This window comes from Alteromonas sp. R7 (assembly GCF_055755235.1).
The window spans coordinates 635507-656316 of sequence record NZ_JBVTQX010000001.1 but is presented as its reverse complement, the minus strand read 5'-3'; the positions used below and the strand labels follow the sequence as shown (position 1 = coordinate 656316).

The following is a 20810-nucleotide window of genomic DNA, read 5'->3' as shown; positions in this document are numbered from 1 at the left end:
ATTAATGAACAACTATACCTGCGGTAACACGCCGCAATTACGAACATTTTAACTCTCGCTGAGTGGGTAATGATCTATGCGGAATGGTATTATTTATGTTCTAGTTATGTAGGCTGCTCAATTGCGATTCAAGTATGAGATTAAAAAGTTAGCCCAAAAGATAACAAATAATGTATGAAGTTTGATCTAGCGCAACTGTGTGATCAGACTAAAACTGCCGCCTTTTTTCGAAACAATTTAAAGCAGGCCTATTACGCTAACTATACGCCCAGTCGTGCGCTTGTTTTGATGCGTAGCTCTTCGATGGGAGTAAAAACGCTGTTCGTCAGTGTAAGTACACAAGTTACTTTGTGTAATACTCTCAACGCCAGCTTGCTGCAATTGCACCTGTGCCACTAGAGGTAGATCTAATAAGTACTTCCCTCTATTAGAGCTATTGGCAATGGCACCGTCTATATGGCGAAACTTACTCGCCAACTGTACATCAACTTCGTAGCAGGGCCCGCTGATTGCAGGACCAACCCAAGCGATGAGTTTTTTTGCTTCGCTGCCAAAGTGTGAAACAGCACTTCCAATAATGTTAGTATCGAGACCTTTCCAACCAGCATGTACTGCCGCCACTTCTTGACCGCTTTCATCACACAATAAAATGGGCACGCAGTCTGCGGTCATCACCGCACAAAAATGCGATGTTGAAGAAGAATACGACGCATCAGCGGTGGTATCTGCGCTCGGCAATGACACCACGCGGTTGCTGTGCACTTGCTCCAACCATGTGATCTTTTCACTATGTGGAATCAGGCTTCTATTGGCTTTTACTAGTAGGAGGTCGTCCCCCACGTGGGCGCCAACGTTTAAACCTGCAAAATCACCTATGCTTGTACCTCCCATTCTTGTCGTTGTGTATGCAACAACATTTGCGGGACATGACCACGCTGGAGTAATCAAATCCAGCGTGGATGATATAGGTGAATTTGCAGATGACAATGTCATAAGTTCGCCTTACTCATTAAAGCATATCTTGTGGATTGTCCGCGGTGTCCTTTTTCACGGCTTTAAGCAAGTCCTGCATATCTTGAGGTAGGGGAGCTTTCCACGTCATCCACTCTTCCGTTTCAGGGTGAAACAGCGAGAGCTGTGCGGCGTGCAACGCCTGACGTTGGAATCCGCGAAGCGCAGCGATAAATTCTTCTGACGCCCCTTTAGGAAGACGAGGACGCCCGCCATAAACTTGGTCGCCAAGCAAAGGATGCTTAATGTGGGCCATGTGTACGCGGATTTGGTGCGTACGGCCAGTTTCAAGCTTCAAACGCAGGTGCGTGTATGCGCGAAATTTTTCGATAACACGAAAATGAGTGACCGCTGGTTTGCCCATTTCACGTACTGCCATATGCGTACGTTTTGTTGCGTGTCTACCAATAGGCGCATCTACAATACCACCAGCGACCATCGTACCTAAGGCAACGGCTTCGTATTCACGACTCATTTCCCGACGTTGAAGTTGGTCAACAAGATGCGTTTGAGCAGGAATTGTTTTTGCTACTACCATTAACCCCGTCGTGTCTTTGTCAAGGCGATGGACAATGCCCGCACGTGGAACTTTGTCTATCTCTGGACAATGATTTAACAAGGCATTTAGCACGGTACCGCTTGGGTTCCCTGCACCTGGATGCACAACCAAATCTGCTGGTTTGTTTATGACTAGGATGTGTTCATCTTCATAAACAATGTTTAACGCGATGTCTTGCGCTTCGCTCGTTACTTGTACATCCATTTCGGCCTGTACAGTAACAAGTTCATCCATTTGCATTTTGTGGCGAGGCACGGTGATTACTTCACCGTTTACAGCAACATTCCCATCTTGGATCCAAGTTTTTAGCTTAGAACGAGAATATTCAGGGAACAAATCAGCCAAAACCTGATCTAACCGTAAACCAAAATGCGCAGCTTCCGTTGAAGCTTCTAATTGTATTGTGTTCGGCGACTGTGTCATAACACCATTGATTACGTCTAAAAAAGGGTATTATAACAAGTATTCACGCTGTACACTGCCTTGTTTACGTTTTTGTATGGTTTTTCTCATCGTTAGTACGTTAGAATGCAATTAAAGTGTTGTTGTTTAACACATGAGCTTAGACAGCGAAGTATTAAAACTGTTTAGCAGGAAAATAGAATTATTATGAAATCATTTCGTCTACTGGCCCCCGTTTTATTGGGTGCTATGGTATCTGTCGCAGGATGTAGCTCTTCAGATAATGAAGAAAAAGCCGTATTAGCTAACATGGGTGCGCAGCAACTGTACGACAGAGCAAAGCAGAGCATGGAAGTAGGTAACTTCAGCGCTGCAGCACAAACGTTAAGCGCGCTAGATTCGCGCTACCCGTTCGGTCCCCTATCCCATCAGGTACAGCTAGACCTTATTTATAGCTATTATAAGTCAGGTAAAAACGAAGAAACGCTTGCCACTATCGACAGATTTATTCGTCTGAATCCAAACCATTCAGATGTTGATTACGCGTATTACATGCGTGGATTAACTAACATGGAATCAGATAGCAACCTTTTCCAAGAATTAATGAATATTGACCGTACGGATAGAGACCCGTCGAAGTCTCGTGCTGCGTTTGAAGATTTCCGCAGACTGATTCAACAATATCCAGATAGCAAATATGCCGCAGATGCGAAACAGCGCATGGTTCATATTAAAGACCGCTTGGCTCGCTATGAAATCGCTATTGCACGTTTCTACATGAGACGCCAGGCTTATGTTGCTGCTGCAAACCGTGGTCGCTATGTTATAGAGCACTTCCCGAATACCACTCAAGTGCAACAAGCACTCGAAATTATGGTTTCAAGTTATGAGCAGCTTGGCCTAGATGAATTGCGTAACAATGCGATGAAGACACTAAAGCTTAACTACCCTGACAGCGAATTTATTAGCTAGATTTGGCTATTCTGTTTTGCTAGAGCTTTATGCAACCAATAAAAAAACGCACATTTGTGCGTTTTTTTGTATCTGGATGTCACATATTGACTGCGTTCGCTTGATTGATTACTAGCGGAAAAACAAGTGACTAAAAGGGTTTAACAATCTTGCAAGGCCCGAAGTAAAGTGCAATGGCTGATCGACAATGCTAAATACAAGGCAGCCTTCTTTACCTTCGGATTTTGGCGTGTGCGTTTTATCTCCATCCATGAAAATAAAGTCGCCGGTATCATAGCAACTTAGCCCATCACTGAACTCACCATCAATGACTAATGTATATTCCGTTCCACGGTGCGTATGCTCAGGTACACTACCGCCACTTCCCATGAAGATAAAATTAGCTACACCTTGGTTTCCAAGGTCAACTGGAGCCTGCCACAGCTTCCCAACCAAACTTGACCAGTTACCTGTCTTATCGATGTAGCGGTGAAGCGTTCTGGGTAAAGTGAATACCCTTCCATCTAACTCGATGGTATTTGCACTTGCCTGCGCCTGCAAGGCCGCCCGCTTCTTTACGGGCTCACGATACGCTATGGGCTGTTCCATCAAAGCATTATTTTGTTTCGATGATGGGAGCTGCGTAATTTGGGATAGCATGTCACCGAACTGAAGCGACATTTCAGCTCTGTCGCTTGCCGATGAATTGGCGTTCGAAACCATTTGAGCAGCAAGACTTTCCGTTTCAATTTCAACAAAACGCTGACATTTCTCACACATGTCACAATGTGCAGAGACCATCAGTGATATAGCAGGTGACAATGTGCCCTCAACAAAATCTTTAAGTTGCTGGGCACTTGGGTGAAACCTAATCATTATCGTTTAACATGACCTTTAATCGTTGAAGTGCCAAACGTGTCCGCGACTTTACTGTACCTAATGGAATTGAAAGCTCATCGGCGACTTCTTGTTGTGACTTGCCATCAATATAGATAGCTTCAACCACTGCTTTCTGTTTTACAGGTAGTGATTCGAACAAATAGCCAATCTGCTCTAAAGTAACTTGTTCGTCAAGTGGCGCCTCGTTTGCATCGGCTGTTTGTTCGCATAAAACTGGCCATAGGTCGTCAGAACAAACATCCTCTTTTCGATTCTGCAGCTTTCGAAGCATATCAAAGCGAATGTTGCGTGCGATTGTGAAAATCCACGTTGACGGAGAACCTTTTTCTGCATTGAACAGGTGCGCTTTCTGCCATACATTCGACATAGTATCTTGTACCAGTTCCATGGCCAGTGCCTCATTACCCATCTGTTTCAGTGCATATGAACGCAGCCGAGGCGCGAAGTAGTTAAACACTCTCGCAAATGAACGCTTGCATCGGGTGTCTGCAACCGCGACAAGGTAATCAGACATTTCAGTTGCACACTCTTTAGGCTTGATTGTGCTGTTACTTTGTTCCAAAGGAATTCCAACTAACATAAGATTCGTCCGCTTTTCCGTTTTGGTTGTATCATTCTACGGCGTTATGACTTAAAACGTTTGCGAAAATCGCTAATATTGGATTACGAATTTGTAATGTCTTTATCCGACTCAACGACTAAGCGATTAGTGCAGAGAGATAGTTCAGTAAACTGGTGCATTCTCTTTGCGCTAAAAAGTGCTGTTTTTGCGAGCCGTCTACTGGCAATAATTCTAACCACCGATTTAATACCCAATTAGGGCAATCAAACTTTGGTGATTCATAAAGCGATGCCAACTCTTCGTAATTTCCAAATATTTCTTTAAGTCGCTCGTCCATAGGCGCTATTTGTTGAGGAGCCAAATCGCACTGCCAAGGTTCTAACACCTTGCAACTACCGGTACGAAGACCATCTTTTTCAACTTCTATGCTACTTACCTCAACTAAATGAGAACCAGCAACCTTTATGCCAAGCAACCCATCATCGAGCATGTCGAAGTCAACAACCTGCGCATAAGTACCTATTTTATGAATATGCTCATTCAAATTTTTGTCACCGTTAGCATTAAGCATACACATCACAAAGCCTTTATTTTCAGCACATGCCTGCTTAACCATTCGCACGTATCGTGGCTCAAAAATGCGCAATGCCATTCTACCTTCCGGCAAAAGGTGCGCAGATAAAGGAAATAAAGGAAAACGTTCTACACTCATACTCAGCACTTCCGAAAACACGAAAATAATTACGCAAGTGAGAACAATTAGGATCGAATGGGAAAATTTTTCACATATAAATGGAAAAACATGATCTTTAGCACGACGATTAATGTAATTTAGTTTTTAAATAAAACATTAACAGATTTCATATCAGAGACTTGCAATTTCAACGTGAAAATAACCGCGAATTTTTTTAAGCGTCGACATTACCGATATGCAAATCTGATTTTGAATTATGAGTTAAGGAAAGGCCATGGACGTCATTGGACGCTTTTGTAAAATTTACACAGACATATGTCAAATTTCTCCAGACGACCTAGAACATATCTATGCCGACGACATACTGTTTATCGACCCAATCACTACACACCATGGCATTGATGAAGTAAAACGCTATTTTTCCAACTTATTAACGCAAGCCGAAAGCTGTAAGTTCGACATTGCGGACATTTTTACTTGCTCGCCCAATGGCTCAAAAGAGCATCCATCAAGTCATTCAAAGGTTACCCATATCGCAAACTGGACGATGACCCTTACGCTGAAAGATAGTGATAAGCAAATTACGCTAGATGGCACCACGCAACTTGGTGTCAGCGATGACAGCATTATTTACCACAAAGATTATTACGACTTGGGCGAAATGGTCTATGAGCACGTACCCATCCTAGGTTTTGTCGTTAAAAAAATTAAAGGGAAGCTAGCAAAGTGAAAAGTATTCTAATTACTGGCGCCACATCGGGTATTGGTAAAGCATTAGCAATAAAGGCTGCAAACAGCGGTTATCAAGTGATTGCCTGTGGTCGAAATGAAGACACACTCAACGAGCTCAGTAAGTACAATAATATTAGCGCATGCCAGTTCGATGTCACTGATCTTGACGATACTCGACGGGCGCTAGCAACGGTTAAGTTTGACATTGCTGTACTCAACGCTGGTACCTGCGAATATGTAGATATCGACGACTTCGAGCCAGACATGTTTCGCCGCGTATTCGAACCTAATTTCTTTGGCGTTGTTCATTGTGTAGACGCTCTTCTTCCACGACTTAAGCAAGGCGACAAGCTTGTGATTGTTGACAGCATGGCTCGCCTACTTCCTTTTACGCGAACGCAAGCGTACGGTGCGAGCAAAGCTGCCCTACATTATTTTACTAAATCATTAGAAGTAGACCTTCACCACAAAGGCGTGAAAGTGCAAGCGGTGTCTCCTGGATTTGTAGAAACGCCCCTCACAGATAAAAACGATTTTGAAATGCCAATGAAAATTAGCGCTGAAGAAGCCGCTAACGCTATGCTTAAAGGAATAGAGGGCAACAAACAAACAGTTTTCTTCCCTCGGTTCTTTGGTTTTATTCTGCGCTTTATGCATATACTGCCAACCCCACTGCAAAAGCGATTGTCGTTGGCAATGAGAGAAAAACAATAAGAGAAGATGAATGAACAATAAGATTGCCATCATTGGCACAGGTATTTCTGGTTTGACCTGCGCGCACCTTCTAAATAGGCAGCACGATATCACAGTGTACGAAGCAAATGACTATATAGGTGGTCATACTGCAACGAAGAAAATAAGCGACAATGGGGAAACTCACCATATCGATACAGGTTTTATCGTTTTTAATGATTGGACCTACCCTAACTTTATAAAGCTCATTAATCAGTTAGATGTTGAGTATCAACCAACAGAGATGAGCTTCTCTGTAATGAGTAAAAAGGCAAACCTAGAATACAACGGCAATAACTTAAACAGTTTATTTGCACAGCGGCGTAATATTCTGAGGCCTAAATTCTGGCGTATCGTGAAAGACATATTGACGTTTAACAAAGCGTGTAAAGCGATGGTCGCAGAAAACCGTGATACTTCTTCACTTACGTTAGAAGACGTCATTAGAGAATTAAAACTAAGCGATGACTTTGCACGTTATTATATTTTGCCTATGTGCGCCGCAATTTGGTCCAGCAGCTTAGAGCAAACGAGAAAGTTTCCACTCACGTTCTTTTTGCAGTTTTTCAACAACCATGGCTTGCTCAATATTACCGACCGTCCTCAGTGGTACACAATTAAAGGTGGGTCAAGCCAATACATTCCGCCTTTAATCGCACCATTTGAGTCTAAGATAAAACTATCGACGGCCGTTCTGTCGGTAGCGAAAAGCGATGATAAGTGGCAGGTTACCGACTCTTCAGGCAACGCTGCGATGTATGATCATGTGGTATTTGCGTGCCACAGTGACCAAGCGTTAAAAATGATTCACTCACCGACTTCGCTGCATCGAGATATCCTTGGAAATATCCCTTACGCAGAAAACGACGTGGTGATGCACAAAGATATTTCACAGCTGCCTAAAAGAAAATTAGCTTGGGCGAGTTGGAATTACAGCTTAAAAGAAGACGCAAGCGAGGAAGCCCGCCCCGCTTCTGTCACTTATAACATGAATATTCTTCAACGCCTTGAAGCACAAAGCACCTACTGTGTAACGTTAAATAATACTGCGGAAATAGACCAAAAGAGTATTCTTCGAAGCTATCAGTACGCACATCCGCAATACAGTGCCAGCATGGTCAACGCCCAAGCAAGAAGAAATGAAATTTGTGGCGTAGACAACTTACATTTTTGTGGAGCCTACTGGTATAACGGTTTTCATGAAGACGGCGTAACTAGCGCACTTGATGTTTGTTCTCGCTTTGGTGAAGCCCTGTGATAGAAAGTGCCATCTACAAGGGCAAGGTTTATCACCAACGGTTTAAGCCTACCCAGCATAAATTTGACTATGACATTTATTTATTTTGGCTAAAGCTTGAGAGCAACGAACTCGAAATCTTGTCCAGTTCGTTAAAACGCTTCTCTGCATACGACAAGGCTAGAGTGCGTTTCAAGCGTGAAGACTACTTAGGTGATCCCTCTTTACCTCTAGGTCAGGCAGTAATAGACAGAATGACAGAGTTAAACGGAGGGAAGACGCTTCAAGGCGATGTCTTTATGCTGGGACAACTGCGTATGTGGGGGCTGTATTTCAGCCCGGTGAATTTCTATTACCTACGCAATACCGAAGGTAAGTATACACATATGCTTGCCGAAGTAAGTAATACGCCGTGGAATGAGCGTCATCACTACCTTGTAAATCTAGATACTCAAGACGATACGCCAAAAGCTTTTCATGTTTCCCCGTTTAATCCAATGGATATGACCTACAAATGGTCGATATCGCAGCCGTCGACTAGACTGTCACTTGCGATGGATTGTGTAAGAGACGACAAAGAGTTCAGTGCAGGGATAAATTTGACTAAATTTACTTTAGATAATGCGAATCTATCTGCGGCACTTAAACGTATACCCAGTATGACAATAAAAACTGTGGCTGGAATTTATTGGCACGCGCTTAAACTATTGCTTAAACGAACGCCACTGTATACACACCCAGAAAAAAGTCAGGAACAATAACAATGTCTTTTGGTGAATCTGTACTACTGACCACCTCAGAGGTCTCCTTTGTAGATAAAGCGTGTAGAACTCTATTCCTACAATGCTTAAAACAACTGCCTTTTGGCAGTTTAACCATTCAAGAAAACGGCGATGTCGTTGCGCGTTTCGGCACAGACGAAAGCGATTTGCGTGCAACGGTAAATATCAAGGATGTACAAGCCTATCGACGCTTATTGCTTGGCGGAAGTGTGGGCGCCGGAGAAGCATTCATGGATGGGTTATGGGACAGTGACGACGTAACAGCCGTGGTAAGAGTGTTTGCTAGGAATTTATCTACCCTTGACGAATGGGAGAATAAATTTAAATGGGTGACTATGCCCATCAACAAGATTCAACACTTTGCACGTCGAAATACAAAGGACCAAGCCAAGAAAAATATCGAGGCGCATTACGATCTGGGTAATAAGCTTTATACCCGCTTCCTTGACCCAACAATGATGTATTCGTCAGCCATATACCCAGATCCGAATGCAACTCTCAATGATGCACAAAATTACAAGCTCAAAGCCATTTGCGACAAGTTACAGCTTAGCGAAACCGATCATCTTCTAGAGATTGGCACGGGCTGGGGCGGGCTAGCCGTCTATGCTGCTAAGCATTATGGTTGCCGCGTAACGACCACTACCATTTCAGAAGAGCAGCATGCATGGGCAAAAGAATGGATTGCCCGAGAAGGACTTGAAAGCAAAATCACTTTGCTGAAAAAGGATTATCGCCTACTTGAAGGCAAGTACGATAAGCTCGTGTCTATCGAGATGATTGAAGCTGTAGGCAAACAATTTTTAGGAAATTTCTTTGAGAAATGCTCGTCACTTTTAAAAGACGACGGCCTAATGCTGCTTCAGTCAATAACCATTGATGACAGACGTTACGACAGCTATTCAAATAGTGTCGACTTTATTCAGAAATATATCTTTCCGGGTGGATTTTTACCTTCTCAGCACCAGCTTAACGCTCACCTGAAAAAGTATACTAATATGATGATTCGTGACTTACACGACATCGGGATTGACTATGCGAAAACATTGAACCATTGGTATGAAGCATTTATTTCTGCAAAAGATGAGCTTTTAAACGACGGTTATGACGAGCGTTTTATGCGAATGTGGACCTACTACCTGAAATATTGTGAAGGTGGTTTTTTAGAAAGAACAATCAGTACCGTTCAGCTTGTGATTTCAAAGCCTCATTACAGACTTGATTTGGCTCGTGTTTAACAACGCTAATTATCGATAGTAGTGACAAAAAAGCGGCGCCCTTTTGGCGCCGCTTTCTTGTTTGAAGCTGACACTTGGTCGAAGCACTACTCATCTACAACTGATATAGGCTTCGACAGCATTGGCTTACCCTGATTGATATTAATTTCAACGCGGCGATTTTGCGCTCGGTCTGAAGGTGTAGTGGCATTTTCTACAATTGGATCGGTATCTGCCTTACCCACTACCGACATACGACTTTCGTCAAACCCTGGCGCGGTACGCATGGCTTCAGCGACCGCGACAGCGCGCTGCGCTGACAAGTCCCAATTAGAACGATAGAGTTCATTAGCAATATGCTGGCCGTCACTGTGCCCTGAAATTTCGATTTCTCCAGGCACATCCGCCAACAGCGTACCTATTTTTCTCAACACCGGTTGGAATTGGGGCTGCAAAAAGGCCGAGCCCGCCGAGAAGGAACCGTTTTCACGGATTCGAATGGTTAACTGCTGACCCAACGATTCCATTTCCACCGAACCATCTAGAATTTGTTTTTCTAATTGCTGCGCTACTTTTTTCATCAGTTCAGCCATTTGCGACTGATCGGTGCTTTGCTCAGCCGATGAAGACGACTCAGTAGCCGTTTGTTGAGATTGTCCGCCACGCTGCTCGCCGCGCTGCTTCTGCCTTCCTCCGGCAGAGTCTTCGTTACCAGCCTGAAATTCCAGCATTTGCTGGGTCATTTCGTTAGTTTGCTGCTGAATGGATTCAATGGGCGTAGGGTCAGGTTTACTCGGACGAAATTCCATAGCAATAACACTGGTGCCCTTTGGAATATCTTTTACTTCAATTTTATTTTGCACACCAAAAGCAAACTTCATAGAGCCTGCAATTTGTTTAAACTTCAGTACGTCCATTTCCGAAAACGAAAGTAGCAGTACAAAGAAGCACATAAGCAACGACATCAGGTCTGCGAAGGTTCCCATCCAGGCTGGAAGCCCCTCGGGGGGACATTTTGGGCATTCTTCTTCGGCCATTACTCTTCCTCTGCGCTTCCGCGTTTACTCGCCGCAAGGTAGTTCTTTAATACCCCTTCGATAACACGTGGGTTCTGGCCGTCGGCTATACCCACAATACCGTCAAGAACAAGACTCTGGTTTAACTTCTCTTCTCCAGCTCTTACCGCCAGTTTAAAGGCAATTGGCAAACACACGACGTTGGCAAAAAAGGCACCATAAAGCGTGGTTAATAGCGCTACCGCCATGGCAGGGCCGATGGCTTTAGGGTCATCCATGTTTGAAAGCATGGCAACCAGACCGATCAAAGTACCAATCATACCCATCGCTGGTGCTACGTCACCCATTCCTTTAAATATAGAAGCGCCGAACTCATGCCTTTCCGTTGTCATAGAAATATCTTTAGCTAACGTTTCTCTCACCACTTCAATGTCGTGGCCGTCAACCAGCATGTCCACACCTTTTTGCATGAACTCATTTGAAATTTCCGCTTCTTCTAGTGCCAGAAACCCGCCTTTTCGCGCAGCGTCTGCCATTTCAACAATCTTCTCGATAAGCTCTTCAGGCGTTTCAATTTTGAACATGAATGCTTTGCCAGCAACTTTACCCGCACTGAAGAATTGGCCCAACGTAAACTGAGATAGGACAACAAATAGTGTTCCCCCGAATACAATAAGTATTGATTGCACGTCGATGAACATGCCCAAGCTGCCGCCCAGAATCATAGCCATAACTATGAAACCAATGGCGCCCAACATACCTATGACGGTTGCTAAATCCACTCACTCTTCCCCATTTATGCGCAGTCAGTGCTGTTAGTGTACAAATACCCTATCGGCAAAAGATAGAAATACTAAAACGACATTATTGAAAAATATCACATTTATTTGTTTATTATGAAGTAGGTTCTATGCAAAAGCGCAGCTTTGTCTTTTTTCTAAACTAAAATACCTAGCGCTTTTTCAGCTCCTTACTTTTTCCTTCACAGTAAATAACACGGTTACTTCTGAAAGGTTACTGAGCCTTGCATCGAATATAGCACAATTTGCTTGTATGTTGCCTTTTGAACTGGATGAAAAAAAAGCTATGTTACTGTGATATAGGCGATATACGGACAAACCATTTGACCCTTGTGCAACCCTCGGTTAATGTGCGCGGTATACGTATTTTGGCCACTATATTGAGTGTTTTTATGACGACAGAAAAAGCATCAGCGTCTTTTGAAGAAACTTTATCAGAACTAGAAGCTATCGTTAACGAAATGGAAAGCGGTGATCTGCCTCTTAATAAAGCACTAGAAAAATTTGAGCGCGGTATAGCACTTTCCCGCCAAGGCCAACAATCTCTTGAAAACGCCGAGCAAAAAGTAAAGATACTGCTCAGTGAACAAGGCGAAGAAACGCTCCACCCTCTTCCTGAAAGTGAACAGCCATAAATCGTTCATTTTTAACTAACAGGCAATCTATGAATTTTTCTGCTTTGCATCAGCAAGTTAAACAGCAAACTGATGCATCTCTTCTTACATTAATTGACGAATTACCCGATTACGCGCCGCGCTTGAAAGACGCAATGCGTCACGCCTTACTTGCTGGCGGTAAACGGATGCGACCACTACTTGTTCAAGTGGTAGGTAACACCCTAGACGTGCCCAAAAAAGACCAAATGGCTATTAGTATGGCCATTGAATGTGTGCACGCCTACTCGTTAGTCCACGACGATTTACCAGCCATGGACGACGACGACTTGCGCCGCGGTATGCCAACCTGTCATATCGCCTTTGATGAGGCTACCGCTATTTTAGCTGGCGATGCGCTGCAGGCACTTGCCTTTACAGTGTTAGCTGATGCGCCATTAAGCACGTATGCTGAAACAAAGCGTAGCCAGTTACTGTCTGTACTTGCGAAAAGTGCGGGTTACATAGGTATGTGCGGCGGGCAAGCTATCGATTTAGCCAGCACCGGCAAAACCATCTCGCTAGAAGAACTAAAACAGCTGCATAGATTGAAAACCGGTGCATTGTTAAAAGCCTGCATAGAAATGGTCGCCATTGTTAGTGAAGGCTTACTGCCTCAAACTAAAATTGACTTAATGGCTTATGCCGCGGATATTGGGCTAGCTTTCCAAGTTCAAGACGATATTTTAGATGTGGAAGGCAGTAGCGAAAAATTAGGTAAGCCCGCGGGGTCAGACGAAGCGTTAGGGAAAAATACCTTTCCAGCCAAACTTGGTATTACAGGCGCTAAACAAGAATTAGAAATGCTTCACGATAATGCACTTCAAGCATTGGCGCGTTTACCCTACAATACTGACAGTTTAATTGCGTTTAGCGAGCTTTTGGTAAAACGCGACCATTAGCCACGCGCCATGTTGAAAAAGATAATAAGTACATGAGTTTAGATCTCCAACATTACCCAACGCTTGCGCTTGCGCAAACACCCGATAAATTGAGGCAGTTGCCCCAAGACAAATTACGCGAGCTCGCCGATGAGTTGCGTGAGTACTTACTTAACAGCGTAAGCCAAACTAGTGGGCATTTTGCATCTGGTTTAGGCACAGTGGAACTGACCGTCGCTTTGCACTATGTGTACGACACCCCCTTCGATCGACTGCTGTGGGATGTAGGTCACCAAGCTTATCCGCACAAAATCCTTACAGGTCGTGCAGAGCGCATGAGCACCATTCGCCAAAAGAATGGTCTGCACCCTTTCCCATGGCCGCCTGAGAGCGACTACGACACCTTTGCAGTTGGTCATTCGTCTACATCGATTAGTGCAGGGCTGGGCATGGCTGTGGCTGCCGAAAAAGAAGGCAAAAACAGAAAGGTTGTAGCGGTAATTGGCGACGGTGCAATGACCGCTGGTATGGCGTTTGAAGCCCTTAATCACGCTGGTGATATCAAGAAAGACATGGTAGTTGTACTTAACGACAACGAAATGTCTATTTCTGAAAACGTAGGGGCGTTGAACAGTCACTTAGCTCGCTTGCTTACAGGCAACTTTTTCAACTCTATACGCGATGGCGGCAAAAAGCTGCTAAGCAATGTACCTCCTATTAAGGAGTTTGCCAGCCGTGCAGAAGAACACATTAAAGGCATGGTTGTGCCGGGCACGATATTTGAAGAGCTTGGCTTTAACTACATTGGCCCTATCGATGGCCACGACGTAAATGGTGTTGTCGATACGCTACGCAATATGCGCAAGTTTGACGGCCCGCAGCTACTTCACGTAGTCACCAAGAAAGGTAAAGGTTACGCGGTTGCTGAAGAAGACCCTATCAAGTTCCACGCGGTACCAAAATTCAATCCGGCTGACAACGCTTTGCCAAAATCTAAGCCTTCAGCCCCTACCTACTCTGCAATCTTTGGGAAATGGCTGTGTGATATGGCGGCACAAGACCCTAAGCTAATGGCGGTAACGCCAGCCATGCGCGAAGGTTCAGGCATGGTTGAGTTTTCTCAGCGTTTTCCAGAGCAGTATTTCGATGTTGCGATTGCTGAACAGCACGCGGTAACCTTTGGCGCAGGCCTTGCCAAAGACGGTATGAATGCGGTTGTTGCTATTTATTCGTCGTTCCTGCAGCGCGCCTATGACCAGCTCATTCACGATGTGGCGATTCAAGACTTACCCGTATTGTTTGCCATTGATAGAGCCGGTATTGTTGGCGCAGATGGCCCTACTCACCAGGGGGCGTTTGATATCGCTTTCCTTCGCTGTATTCCGAATATGGTGGTTATGGCGCCTTCAGATGAAAATGAATGTCGTCAAATGCTCTACACGGGTCACAAGCTACAAAAACCAGCTGCTGTTCGTTACCCTCGCGGTGCTGGCATGGGTGTCACGCCTGACGAAGCTATGACAGAGCTTGAGATTGGTAAATCTCGTACGTGTCGAGAATCATCAAAAGGCAAGTCTGAAAGTATCGCCATTTTAAACTTTGGCTGCCTACTGCCCTACGCGCTTGAAGCTGCAGAGGCGATTGACGCTACCGTTATCGACATGCGTTTCATTAAGCCGTTAGACGGCGACGCAGTATTAAAAGCTGCCAGTGAGCACAGTGCACTTATTACGTTGGAAGACGGCTGTATTATGGGTGGAGCTGGTAGTGCCGTACTAGAACACTTGCAGCAAAATGGCGTATTAAAAGCGGTGAAGATGTTAGGGCTGCCTGATAGTTTCATACTGCAAGGCACACAGCAAGAAATGTACAAAGAGCACGGCTTAGATGCTGAAGGTATTATTGCGGCGGCTAGCAGTTTAAGTGCTAACTAATTAAGCTTTAAAATCATTACTAAGACATTAAAAAGCCCGCTATTTTGCGGGCTTTTTCGTAAATAGTTCGCTCACCGTCAACTGGCTTTCCTTTGAGGTAAGTCTAACAAAATGGCGGCGGATATTCGTAATGAATTAAAACAAAGCCAATGCGGCAGGCCAAAACGCTATTAGTAAATGTAGACAACCGCATGCCATGGCGCCAGCGATAAGATCGTCAAGCATAATGCCTGTACCGCCGTGTAAGCGCTTATCTATGATACCTATTGGCCAAGGCTTTAAGATATCGAAAAGCCTGAATAGAACAAAGCCTACAAGTAAAGAGGACGCTGAAATAGGTACAAACAGAAAGGTCACAAACATGCCCGCTATTTCATCCCACACTATAGAGCCATGATCGTGAACCTGCATATCGTCAGCAGTCTTGCCACACAGGTAAATGCCTACAACTGAGAATATCAGCGTAAGCGCGATAAAGGAAATTAGGGAAATCTGGCTACAGGCAATAAGTAGGGGCAACGCAGCAAGTGAGCCAAAGGTTCCCGGCATGAAAGGAATAAGTCCACTGCCAAAGCCTAGTGCGAGAAAATGCACGGGATTTTTCATACTCACTCTAGCGCGAAACTCAGCCTGCATGCTTTTTCCTTTTTATTGCTTTTGTCGGACAAATAGGCCGCCTAAAAGGCGTGCTCGTAACCTGACACGTTAACAGGTGTGTACTTTTCGTTGTCTTTGAGCAATGAAAGTGTGCCGTTATGGCCGGTTAATTGGCCAATACATGTGGCTTTCACGTTTGTGCTTGCCAACGAGGTTTCAAGACTTCCGCGCTGCTCTTCACTTACGGTGAAAATAAGCTCATAGTCATCGCCTGCTGACAGCGCGTATTCGATAGCTTGCTCTGGTGTAACCGCGCTTGTTAATGCTCGTGACAACGGTAAACGCTCTACATGAACATTTGCACCGCAATTAGACGCTTTTAGGATATGACCTAAATCTGAAATTAAACCATCAGAGATATCAATGCACGACGTTGCAATACGTCGGATAGCTGTGCCCACCGCTACGCGAGGAGTTGGGAAGTAATGACGATTTACCAAGACATCTTTCGCTTCACCACTTACACTCAGCTTATTTTGCAGGATGTCTAAACCTGCACCCGCGTCACCCAGCGTTCCTGTGACATAAAGCCAATCACCCGGCTTAGCGCCGCTACGCGTTAGCTCAGAACCCGGCGGTATAAAGCCTTGAGCTGTAATCGTGAACGCCATTGGGCCTTTAACCGTATCGCCACCGATTAGCTGTACAGAATAGTACTGAGTTAGCTCATAAAGGCCCGAAACAAAGTCATCTAGCCAAGCTTCGTCCACTTCCGGTAATGACAGAGATAAGCTAATCCACGCTGGCTCTGCGCCCATTGCGGCAAGGTCGCTTAAGTTTACCGCCACTGTTTTATACGCAACAGACTTCGCCGGTGCGTCTTTCAAAAAGTGCACACCTGCAACCAGGGTATCTGTGGTAACGGCAAGCTGTTGGTTTTCAGGAACCGTTGTTACAGCACAGTCATCACCAATACCAATAACAACGTCTTTGCGTTTGTGGCCGCTGTTTGAAAAGTAGCGGCCGATAAGATCAAATTCTTTCACGGTAATTTTTAAACCCTTTTAGCGGCAGTCCATGCCGCCACGGTAAGGTTAGTCGCGCTCGTCTTTGCGCAATGTGCGCACTGCTTTGTCCAGTGCACCATTAATGAACTTGTGACTTTCTTCAGCACCAAATGCTTTAGCAAGCTCAATCGCCTCATTAATAATTACGCGGTAAGGGACGTCAATGCGCTCGGTCAGTTCCAGCGTCGCAATGCGCAAGATTGCTTTTTCAATAGCGTCTAACTCTTCAGGCAAACGGCCAAGGTAAGGCTTGATGGTCGCATCAAGTTTACTTGCGTTGTGTGCAACACCGCGAAGCAGAGCTTGGAAATACGCCATATCTACCTTTTGCATGTCGTTACTGGTGGCTAGCGCCAGTTCAACCTGCTGAATATCGTTGTGACTCATTTGCCATGAATACACGCCTTGCAGAGCGAGTTCACGGGCTTTACGACGAGCTGAAACTTTCACTTAATGTTTACCTTAAAGCTTTTCAACAGCATCGATAACGTTAACCATTTCCAGCGCACCAAGTGCAGCTTCTGCACCTTTGTTGCCCGCTTTGGTTCCTGAACGCTCGATAGCCTGTTCAATTGAATCTGTTGTAATTACGCCAAATGATACGGGTACACCGTATTCAAGAGAAACTTGCGCAAGACCTTTGTTGCATTCGCCTGCTACAAAATCAAAGTGTGGCGTACCACCACGAATAACCGCACCTAGTGCGATGATGGCGTCAAATGACTTTTTCTCAGCTAATTTCTTAGCTACTACAGGTAACTCGTAAGCACCAGGTACACGTACTAACGTGATATCGACATCACTCACTTCACCGTGACGCTCTAGTGTATCTAGTGCACCTTCAAGTAAGCTTTCAACTACAAAGCTATTAAAGCGTGATACAACGATAGCAAATTTCTTACCGGTTGCTCTGATATTACCTTCAATTACCTGCATGGATTCATTCCTCGAGAAAAAACGGCGCGAAGTATACCACAACTGCGCCCAAACTAAATCGATTGTTTCTTTAACTTCAACTATTCGTAAACGGGTACGTTAGCTTGACTCAATGTGGGAAGGGAGTGCTGGTCGCAAACCCTATCCACTTTAGCTCCGCCCTACAGCTAAGTACTAGTCGTGCACGTACTCCACTACTTCAAGGCCGTAACCTGAAAGTGCGTGATATTTAATTGGTTTACTAAGAAGACGCATTTTGTGTACGCCCATTGATGCTAGAATTTGACTGCCTACACCAATAGTGCGTGACGATCCCTGCCAGTCAGCGCCAGTCGGGCGCTCGCCTCGGTCTTCTGCGGCAAAGCGGCGTACCTGACTTTCAATATGCTCTTCTTTACCTAATAGCACCAATATGCCACCGTCTTCTGAAATTTTGCGCATGCCATCTGCAAGCGTCATCGAGCGATGAATACCGCGGGTAGACCCAAGAAGATCACTAAACTTATTGTGAAGGTGTACACGTACAAGTGTCGGCTCATCTTCTTTAATTTCGCCTTTTTTAAGTGCGAAATGAAGTTGGTTGTCGATGCTGTCTTTAAACGTGTGAAGCTCGAAATCACCATACTCGGTTGGCATATTGCATTGAGCGACCTTTTGAATGGTGGTTTCGTTGAGATTGCGATATTCAATTAAATCAGCAATGGTGCCGATTTTAAGATTATGTTTTTCAGCAAACTTTTCTAGTTCTGGACGACGGGCCATCGTGCCGTCTTCATTGAGGATTTCTACAATAACCCCAGCAGGCTCTAACCCTGCCAAACGCGGTAAATCTACACCGGCTTCTGTGTGACCTGCGCGGTTTAACACGCCACCGTCTTTAGCAATTAGCGGAAAAATATGACCCGGCTGTACAATGTCTGTCGCTTTCGCATCTTTCGCTACAGCAGCTTTAATGGTTGTTGCGCGATCTGCCGCCGAAATGCCTGTGGTCACGCCGGTTGCCGCTTCAATAGACACAGTGAAGTTGGTAGAAAATTGTGCTTCATTTTTATCCACCATAAGCGGAAGATTCAGGGCGCGACAGCGCTCTTGCGTCATTGGTAAACACACTAAACCACGAGCGTGGGTTACCATAAAGTTAATGGCTTCAGGCGTCACATGCTCTGCCGCCATTATCAAATCGCCTTCATTTTCCCTGTCTTCGTCATCCATCAAGATAACCATTTTACCTTGGCGAATGTCTTCAATTATTTCTTGTGTAGTGTTAAATGCCATGTTGTGTGCTTCTTGTAGGGTTATTTTCTTAAAAATCCGTTCTCGGCAAGAAATGCCATGTCAATGCCTTTGCTTTTTGGTTCGGCGGCTTTGTCGCCCAACATCAGTCGCTCTAAATAGCGCGCAATAATATCAACCTCTAAGTTCACCGCTGTGCCCACCTTATAGCTCCCCATAATGGTTTCTTGCAATGTATGAGGAATGATCCAAAGCATAAATTCTGCGCCATTAACTTCGTTAACAGTTAAGCTGATACCATCAACGGTGATACTACCTTTATGCGCAATATATTTAGCCAAGGCTTCTGGCGCTTTTACCCAGAACTCTATGTAGTCTGAGTGCTTAATGATTTGTGTAACCTCGCCTACACCATCAACGTGACCGGAAACGATATGTCCGCCTAAACGGTCGCTTGGACGCATCGCTTTCTCAAGATTCACCGTAGAGCCTGCGCTGTAATGTGCAAAGCCTGTTAATTTGATGGTCTCTGCCGACACATCTGCACAATAATAATCGGGGCCCATATCAGTAACTGTTAAGCAAACACCATTGGTCGCAATACTGTCGCCGAGTGCGACATCAGACATATCAAGCGTAGGCGATGAAACGGTAAGTCGAATATCGTTGCCACGGTTATCAAGCTTCTTGATTGTACCTAGCGCTTGAATAATTCCTGTAAACATAAAGTTCCTCTTTAATCGCGTTAACCACGGGTGTTGCTAACATCAGGACGGAAGATAAGCTTAATATCGTTACCCACTTGACGATTTTCAATAAGCGAAAGCGAAATACATTCATTTAGCGACGTGAGCGCGGGTAAATTAACCATACTGACTCCCTTATCACCTAAAAGCTTAGGCGCTTGGTAGCAAATAAGTTCATCCACCAGCCCTTCTTGCAATAATGCACCGGCAAGGCCAGGGCCTGCTTCCACCCAGACTTCATTGTATTGCTTATCGCCTAGTGCTGACATAAGTGAATGTAAATTGAGTTTACCGTCTTTTTCATCTACCGAAAGATAGTGCTGTGTTGCCGTATCTGGGTGGGCTTGCGATGTAGCAGTTAAGGTTAGGTTGCCGTCATTAAACAATGCGTAGCCTCGACTAAGCGCGCTTTTGCCATCGATAACAACACGGGCAGGTTGACGAATGTGTTCCAGAGGATAATTAGTGAACTGTGCTTCTTGTTCTCTAACCAACAAACTAGGGTTATCGGCTTTCACCGTACCTGAGCCTGTGAGCACCACGCAACTTTGTGCACGATACTGTTGCACATCCCGCCTTGCTTCTGCACCAGTAATCCACTGACTCACCCCATTTTGAAGGGCTATTTTTCCATCTAGGCTAATGCCTAATTTCACGCGAACAAAGGGCTTACCAGTAAGCATGCGTTTAATAAACCCGGGGTTTAGCGCTGCGGCCTCAGCAGCCATCACTTCGCTTACCACTTCGATGCCTGCTTCCTGCAGAATGCTAATACCGTTACCGCATACGTTTGGATTCGGGTCGGTCATAGCAATAACAACACGCGCTACCTTTGCTTCTACCAAGGCAACAGCGCAAGGCGGTGTGCGACCAAAATGACTACAAGGTTCAAGTGTAACGTATGCCGTCGCGCCCTTTGCGCCTTGCGGACGTGCGTTAGATGCTTGTCTTAATGCATGCACTTCGGCATGGGGTGTACCAGCTTGAATGTGATATCCCTGACCAAGCAAATGATTGTTTTCGTCAACAATTACACAGCCTACGCGAGGGTTAGGAGAAGTGGTAAAACGCCCTTGTTGGGCAAGCTGAATGGCTTTTGCCATCCAAAAATAATCGTTTTTAACCGTATCGTGGTTCACTTGGATTCCTGTTGTAGCCCTAAGTGCCT

The 20810-nt window shown here is 44.9% G+C and carries 23 protein-coding genes; 9 read left to right on the top strand and 14 right to left on the bottom strand.

Translation table 11 applies throughout. The annotated features are described in order from the left end of the window. Window positions 1–237 precede the first annotated feature (237 nt). Entirely contained in the window at window positions 238–993 is a 756-nt protein-coding gene (gene pgeF, locus AC0J2X_RS02820; RefSeq protein ID WP_061486138.1) for a peptidoglycan editing factor PgeF, read from the bottom strand. A gap of 16 nt (window positions 994–1009) precedes the next feature. Next, window positions 1010–1993, bottom strand: coding sequence for a 23S rRNA pseudouridine(1911/1915/1917) synthase RluD (rluD, locus tag AC0J2X_RS02815; protein WP_014950071.1), 984 nt, complete (start codon window positions 1991–1993; stop codon window positions 1010–1012). 186 nt (window positions 1994–2179) lie between these two features. Between rluD and AC0J2X_RS02810 the strand changes: the two genes are divergently transcribed. Further along, window positions 2180–2944, top strand: coding sequence for an outer membrane protein assembly factor BamD (locus tag AC0J2X_RS02810; RefSeq protein WP_014950072.1), 765 nt, complete (start codon window positions 2180–2182; stop codon window positions 2942–2944). Window positions 2945–3055: 111 nt separating this feature from the next. On the opposite strand, the gene AC0J2X_RS02805 is transcribed toward AC0J2X_RS02810, so the two are convergent. From AC0J2X_RS02805 to AC0J2X_RS02795, 3 genes are all read right to left on the bottom strand, one after another. Beyond that, window positions 3056–3799: a ChrR family anti-sigma-E factor gene (locus AC0J2X_RS02805; protein WP_061486139.1), complete on the bottom strand. Its 744-nt coding sequence runs from the start codon at window positions 3797–3799 to the stop codon at window positions 3056–3058. Further along, window positions 3792–4403, bottom strand: a complete 612-nt coding sequence (locus AC0J2X_RS02800) for a sigma-70 family RNA polymerase sigma factor (protein ID WP_014950074.1) — start codon at window positions 4401–4403, stop codon at window positions 3792–3794. Before AC0J2X_RS02800 ends, AC0J2X_RS02805 begins: the two co-directional genes overlap by 8 nt. A gap of 118 nt (window positions 4404–4521) precedes the next feature. Continuing rightward, a complete protein-coding gene (locus AC0J2X_RS02795) occupies window positions 4522–5097 on the bottom strand; it encodes an LON peptidase substrate-binding domain-containing protein (protein WP_014950075.1) in 576 nt (191 codons plus the stop codon). A 256-nt stretch (window positions 5098–5353) separates the two neighbouring features. Here AC0J2X_RS02795 and AC0J2X_RS02790 point away from each other — a divergent pair, with 256 nt between their 5' ends. Genes AC0J2X_RS02790 through AC0J2X_RS02770 form a run of 5 tightly spaced genes read left to right on the top strand, consistent with a single transcriptional unit; the run spans window position 5354 to window position 9800 of the window. Then, on the top strand, window positions 5354–5809 hold the full coding sequence (locus AC0J2X_RS02790; protein WP_014976976.1) for a nuclear transport factor 2 family protein: 456 nt from the start codon (window positions 5354–5356) through the stop codon (window positions 5807–5809). Beyond that, the gene (locus tag AC0J2X_RS02785) at window positions 5806–6525 is read left to right on the top strand and encodes an SDR family NAD(P)-dependent oxidoreductase (protein ID WP_171337358.1); all 720 of its coding nucleotides are present in this window, start codon (window positions 5806–5808) and stop codon (window positions 6523–6525) included. Before AC0J2X_RS02790 ends, AC0J2X_RS02785 begins: the two co-directional genes overlap by 4 nt. A 10-nt stretch (window positions 6526–6535) precedes the next feature. Continuing rightward, complete coding sequence (locus tag AC0J2X_RS02780; RefSeq protein WP_171337357.1) at window positions 6536–7801, top strand: NAD(P)/FAD-dependent oxidoreductase; 1266 nt, start codon at window positions 6536–6538, stop codon at window positions 7799–7801. Further along, entirely contained in the window at window positions 7798–8541 is a 744-nt protein-coding gene (locus AC0J2X_RS02775; protein ID WP_472995731.1) for a DUF1365 domain-containing protein, read from the top strand. Before AC0J2X_RS02780 ends, AC0J2X_RS02775 begins: the two co-directional genes overlap by 4 nt. Window positions 8542–8543: 2 nt before the next feature. Further along, a complete protein-coding gene (locus tag AC0J2X_RS02770; RefSeq protein WP_014976979.1) occupies window positions 8544–9800 on the top strand; it encodes an SAM-dependent methyltransferase in 1257 nt (418 codons plus the stop codon). Between the two features lie 86 nt (window positions 9801–9886). Here AC0J2X_RS02770 and AC0J2X_RS02765 read toward each other — a convergent pair whose 3' ends face one another. Both AC0J2X_RS02765 and pomA read right to left on the bottom strand, forming a co-directional pair. Next, window positions 9887–10816 (bottom strand): flagellar motor protein MotB, encoded by a 930-nt coding sequence (locus tag AC0J2X_RS02765; protein WP_472995730.1) that lies wholly within the window; start codon window positions 10814–10816, stop codon window positions 9887–9889. Beyond that, window positions 10816–11577: a flagellar motor protein PomA gene (gene pomA, locus AC0J2X_RS02760; protein ID WP_014950082.1), complete on the bottom strand. Its 762-nt coding sequence runs from the start codon at window positions 11575–11577 to the stop codon at window positions 10816–10818. Before pomA ends, AC0J2X_RS02765 begins: the two co-directional genes overlap by 1 nt. Before the next feature lie 410 nt (window positions 11578–11987). Here pomA and xseB point away from each other — a divergent pair, with 410 nt between their 5' ends. Genes xseB through dxs form a run of 3 tightly spaced genes read left to right on the top strand, consistent with a single transcriptional unit; the run spans window position 11988 to window position 15063 of the window. Next, window positions 11988–12230, top strand: a complete 243-nt coding sequence (gene xseB / locus AC0J2X_RS02755) for an exodeoxyribonuclease VII small subunit (RefSeq protein ID WP_014976981.1) — start codon at window positions 11988–11990, stop codon at window positions 12228–12230. A gap of 29 nt (window positions 12231–12259) precedes the next feature. Continuing rightward, window positions 12260–13150 carry a farnesyl diphosphate synthase gene (locus AC0J2X_RS02750; protein WP_061486143.1) on the top strand — a complete coding sequence of 297 codons (891 nt, stop codon included), beginning with the start codon at window positions 12260–12262 and terminating at the stop codon, window positions 13148–13150. A 32-nt stretch (window positions 13151–13182) separates the two neighbouring features. Then, complete coding sequence (gene dxs / locus AC0J2X_RS02745; protein ID WP_014976982.1) at window positions 13183–15063, top strand: 1-deoxy-D-xylulose-5-phosphate synthase; 1881 nt, start codon at window positions 13183–13185, stop codon at window positions 15061–15063. Window positions 15064–15198: 135 nt separating this feature from the next. On the opposite strand, the gene AC0J2X_RS02740 is transcribed toward dxs, so the two are convergent. The 7 genes from AC0J2X_RS02740 to ribD all read right to left on the bottom strand — a co-directional run bounded on the left by AC0J2X_RS02740 (window position 15199) and on the right by ribD (window position 20781). Continuing rightward, complete coding sequence (locus AC0J2X_RS02740) at window positions 15199–15699, bottom strand: phosphatidylglycerophosphatase A family protein (protein ID WP_014950085.1); 501 nt, start codon at window positions 15697–15699, stop codon at window positions 15199–15201. A gap of 41 nt (window positions 15700–15740) precedes the next feature. Continuing rightward, complete coding sequence (gene thiL / locus AC0J2X_RS02735; protein WP_014950086.1) at window positions 15741–16706, bottom strand: thiamine-phosphate kinase; 966 nt, start codon at window positions 16704–16706, stop codon at window positions 15741–15743. Between the two features lie 48 nt (window positions 16707–16754). After that, window positions 16755–17177 carry a transcription antitermination factor NusB gene (gene nusB, locus AC0J2X_RS02730; protein WP_012518940.1) on the bottom strand — a complete coding sequence of 141 codons (423 nt, stop codon included), beginning with the start codon at window positions 17175–17177 and terminating at the stop codon, window positions 16755–16757. Window positions 17178–17189: 12 nt separating this feature from the next. Then, a complete protein-coding gene (gene ribH / locus AC0J2X_RS02725) occupies window positions 17190–17663 on the bottom strand; it encodes a 6,7-dimethyl-8-ribityllumazine synthase (protein ID WP_069944611.1) in 474 nt (157 codons plus the stop codon). Window positions 17664–17837: 174 nt separating this feature from the next. Beyond that, entirely contained in the window at window positions 17838–18938 is a 1101-nt protein-coding gene (gene ribBA / locus AC0J2X_RS02720; RefSeq protein WP_069944612.1) for a bifunctional 3,4-dihydroxy-2-butanone-4-phosphate synthase/GTP cyclohydrolase II, read from the bottom strand. 20 nt (window positions 18939–18958) lie between these two features. After that, window positions 18959–19621, bottom strand: a complete 663-nt coding sequence (locus AC0J2X_RS02715) for a riboflavin synthase (protein WP_014976984.1) — start codon at window positions 19619–19621, stop codon at window positions 18959–18961. A gap of 20 nt (window positions 19622–19641) precedes the next feature. After that, window positions 19642–20781 carry a bifunctional diaminohydroxyphosphoribosylaminopyrimidine deaminase/5-amino-6-(5-phosphoribosylamino)uracil reductase RibD gene (ribD, locus tag AC0J2X_RS02710; RefSeq protein ID WP_014976985.1) on the bottom strand — a complete coding sequence of 380 codons (1140 nt, stop codon included), beginning with the start codon at window positions 20779–20781 and terminating at the stop codon, window positions 19642–19644. Window positions 20782–20810 lie beyond the last annotated feature (29 nt).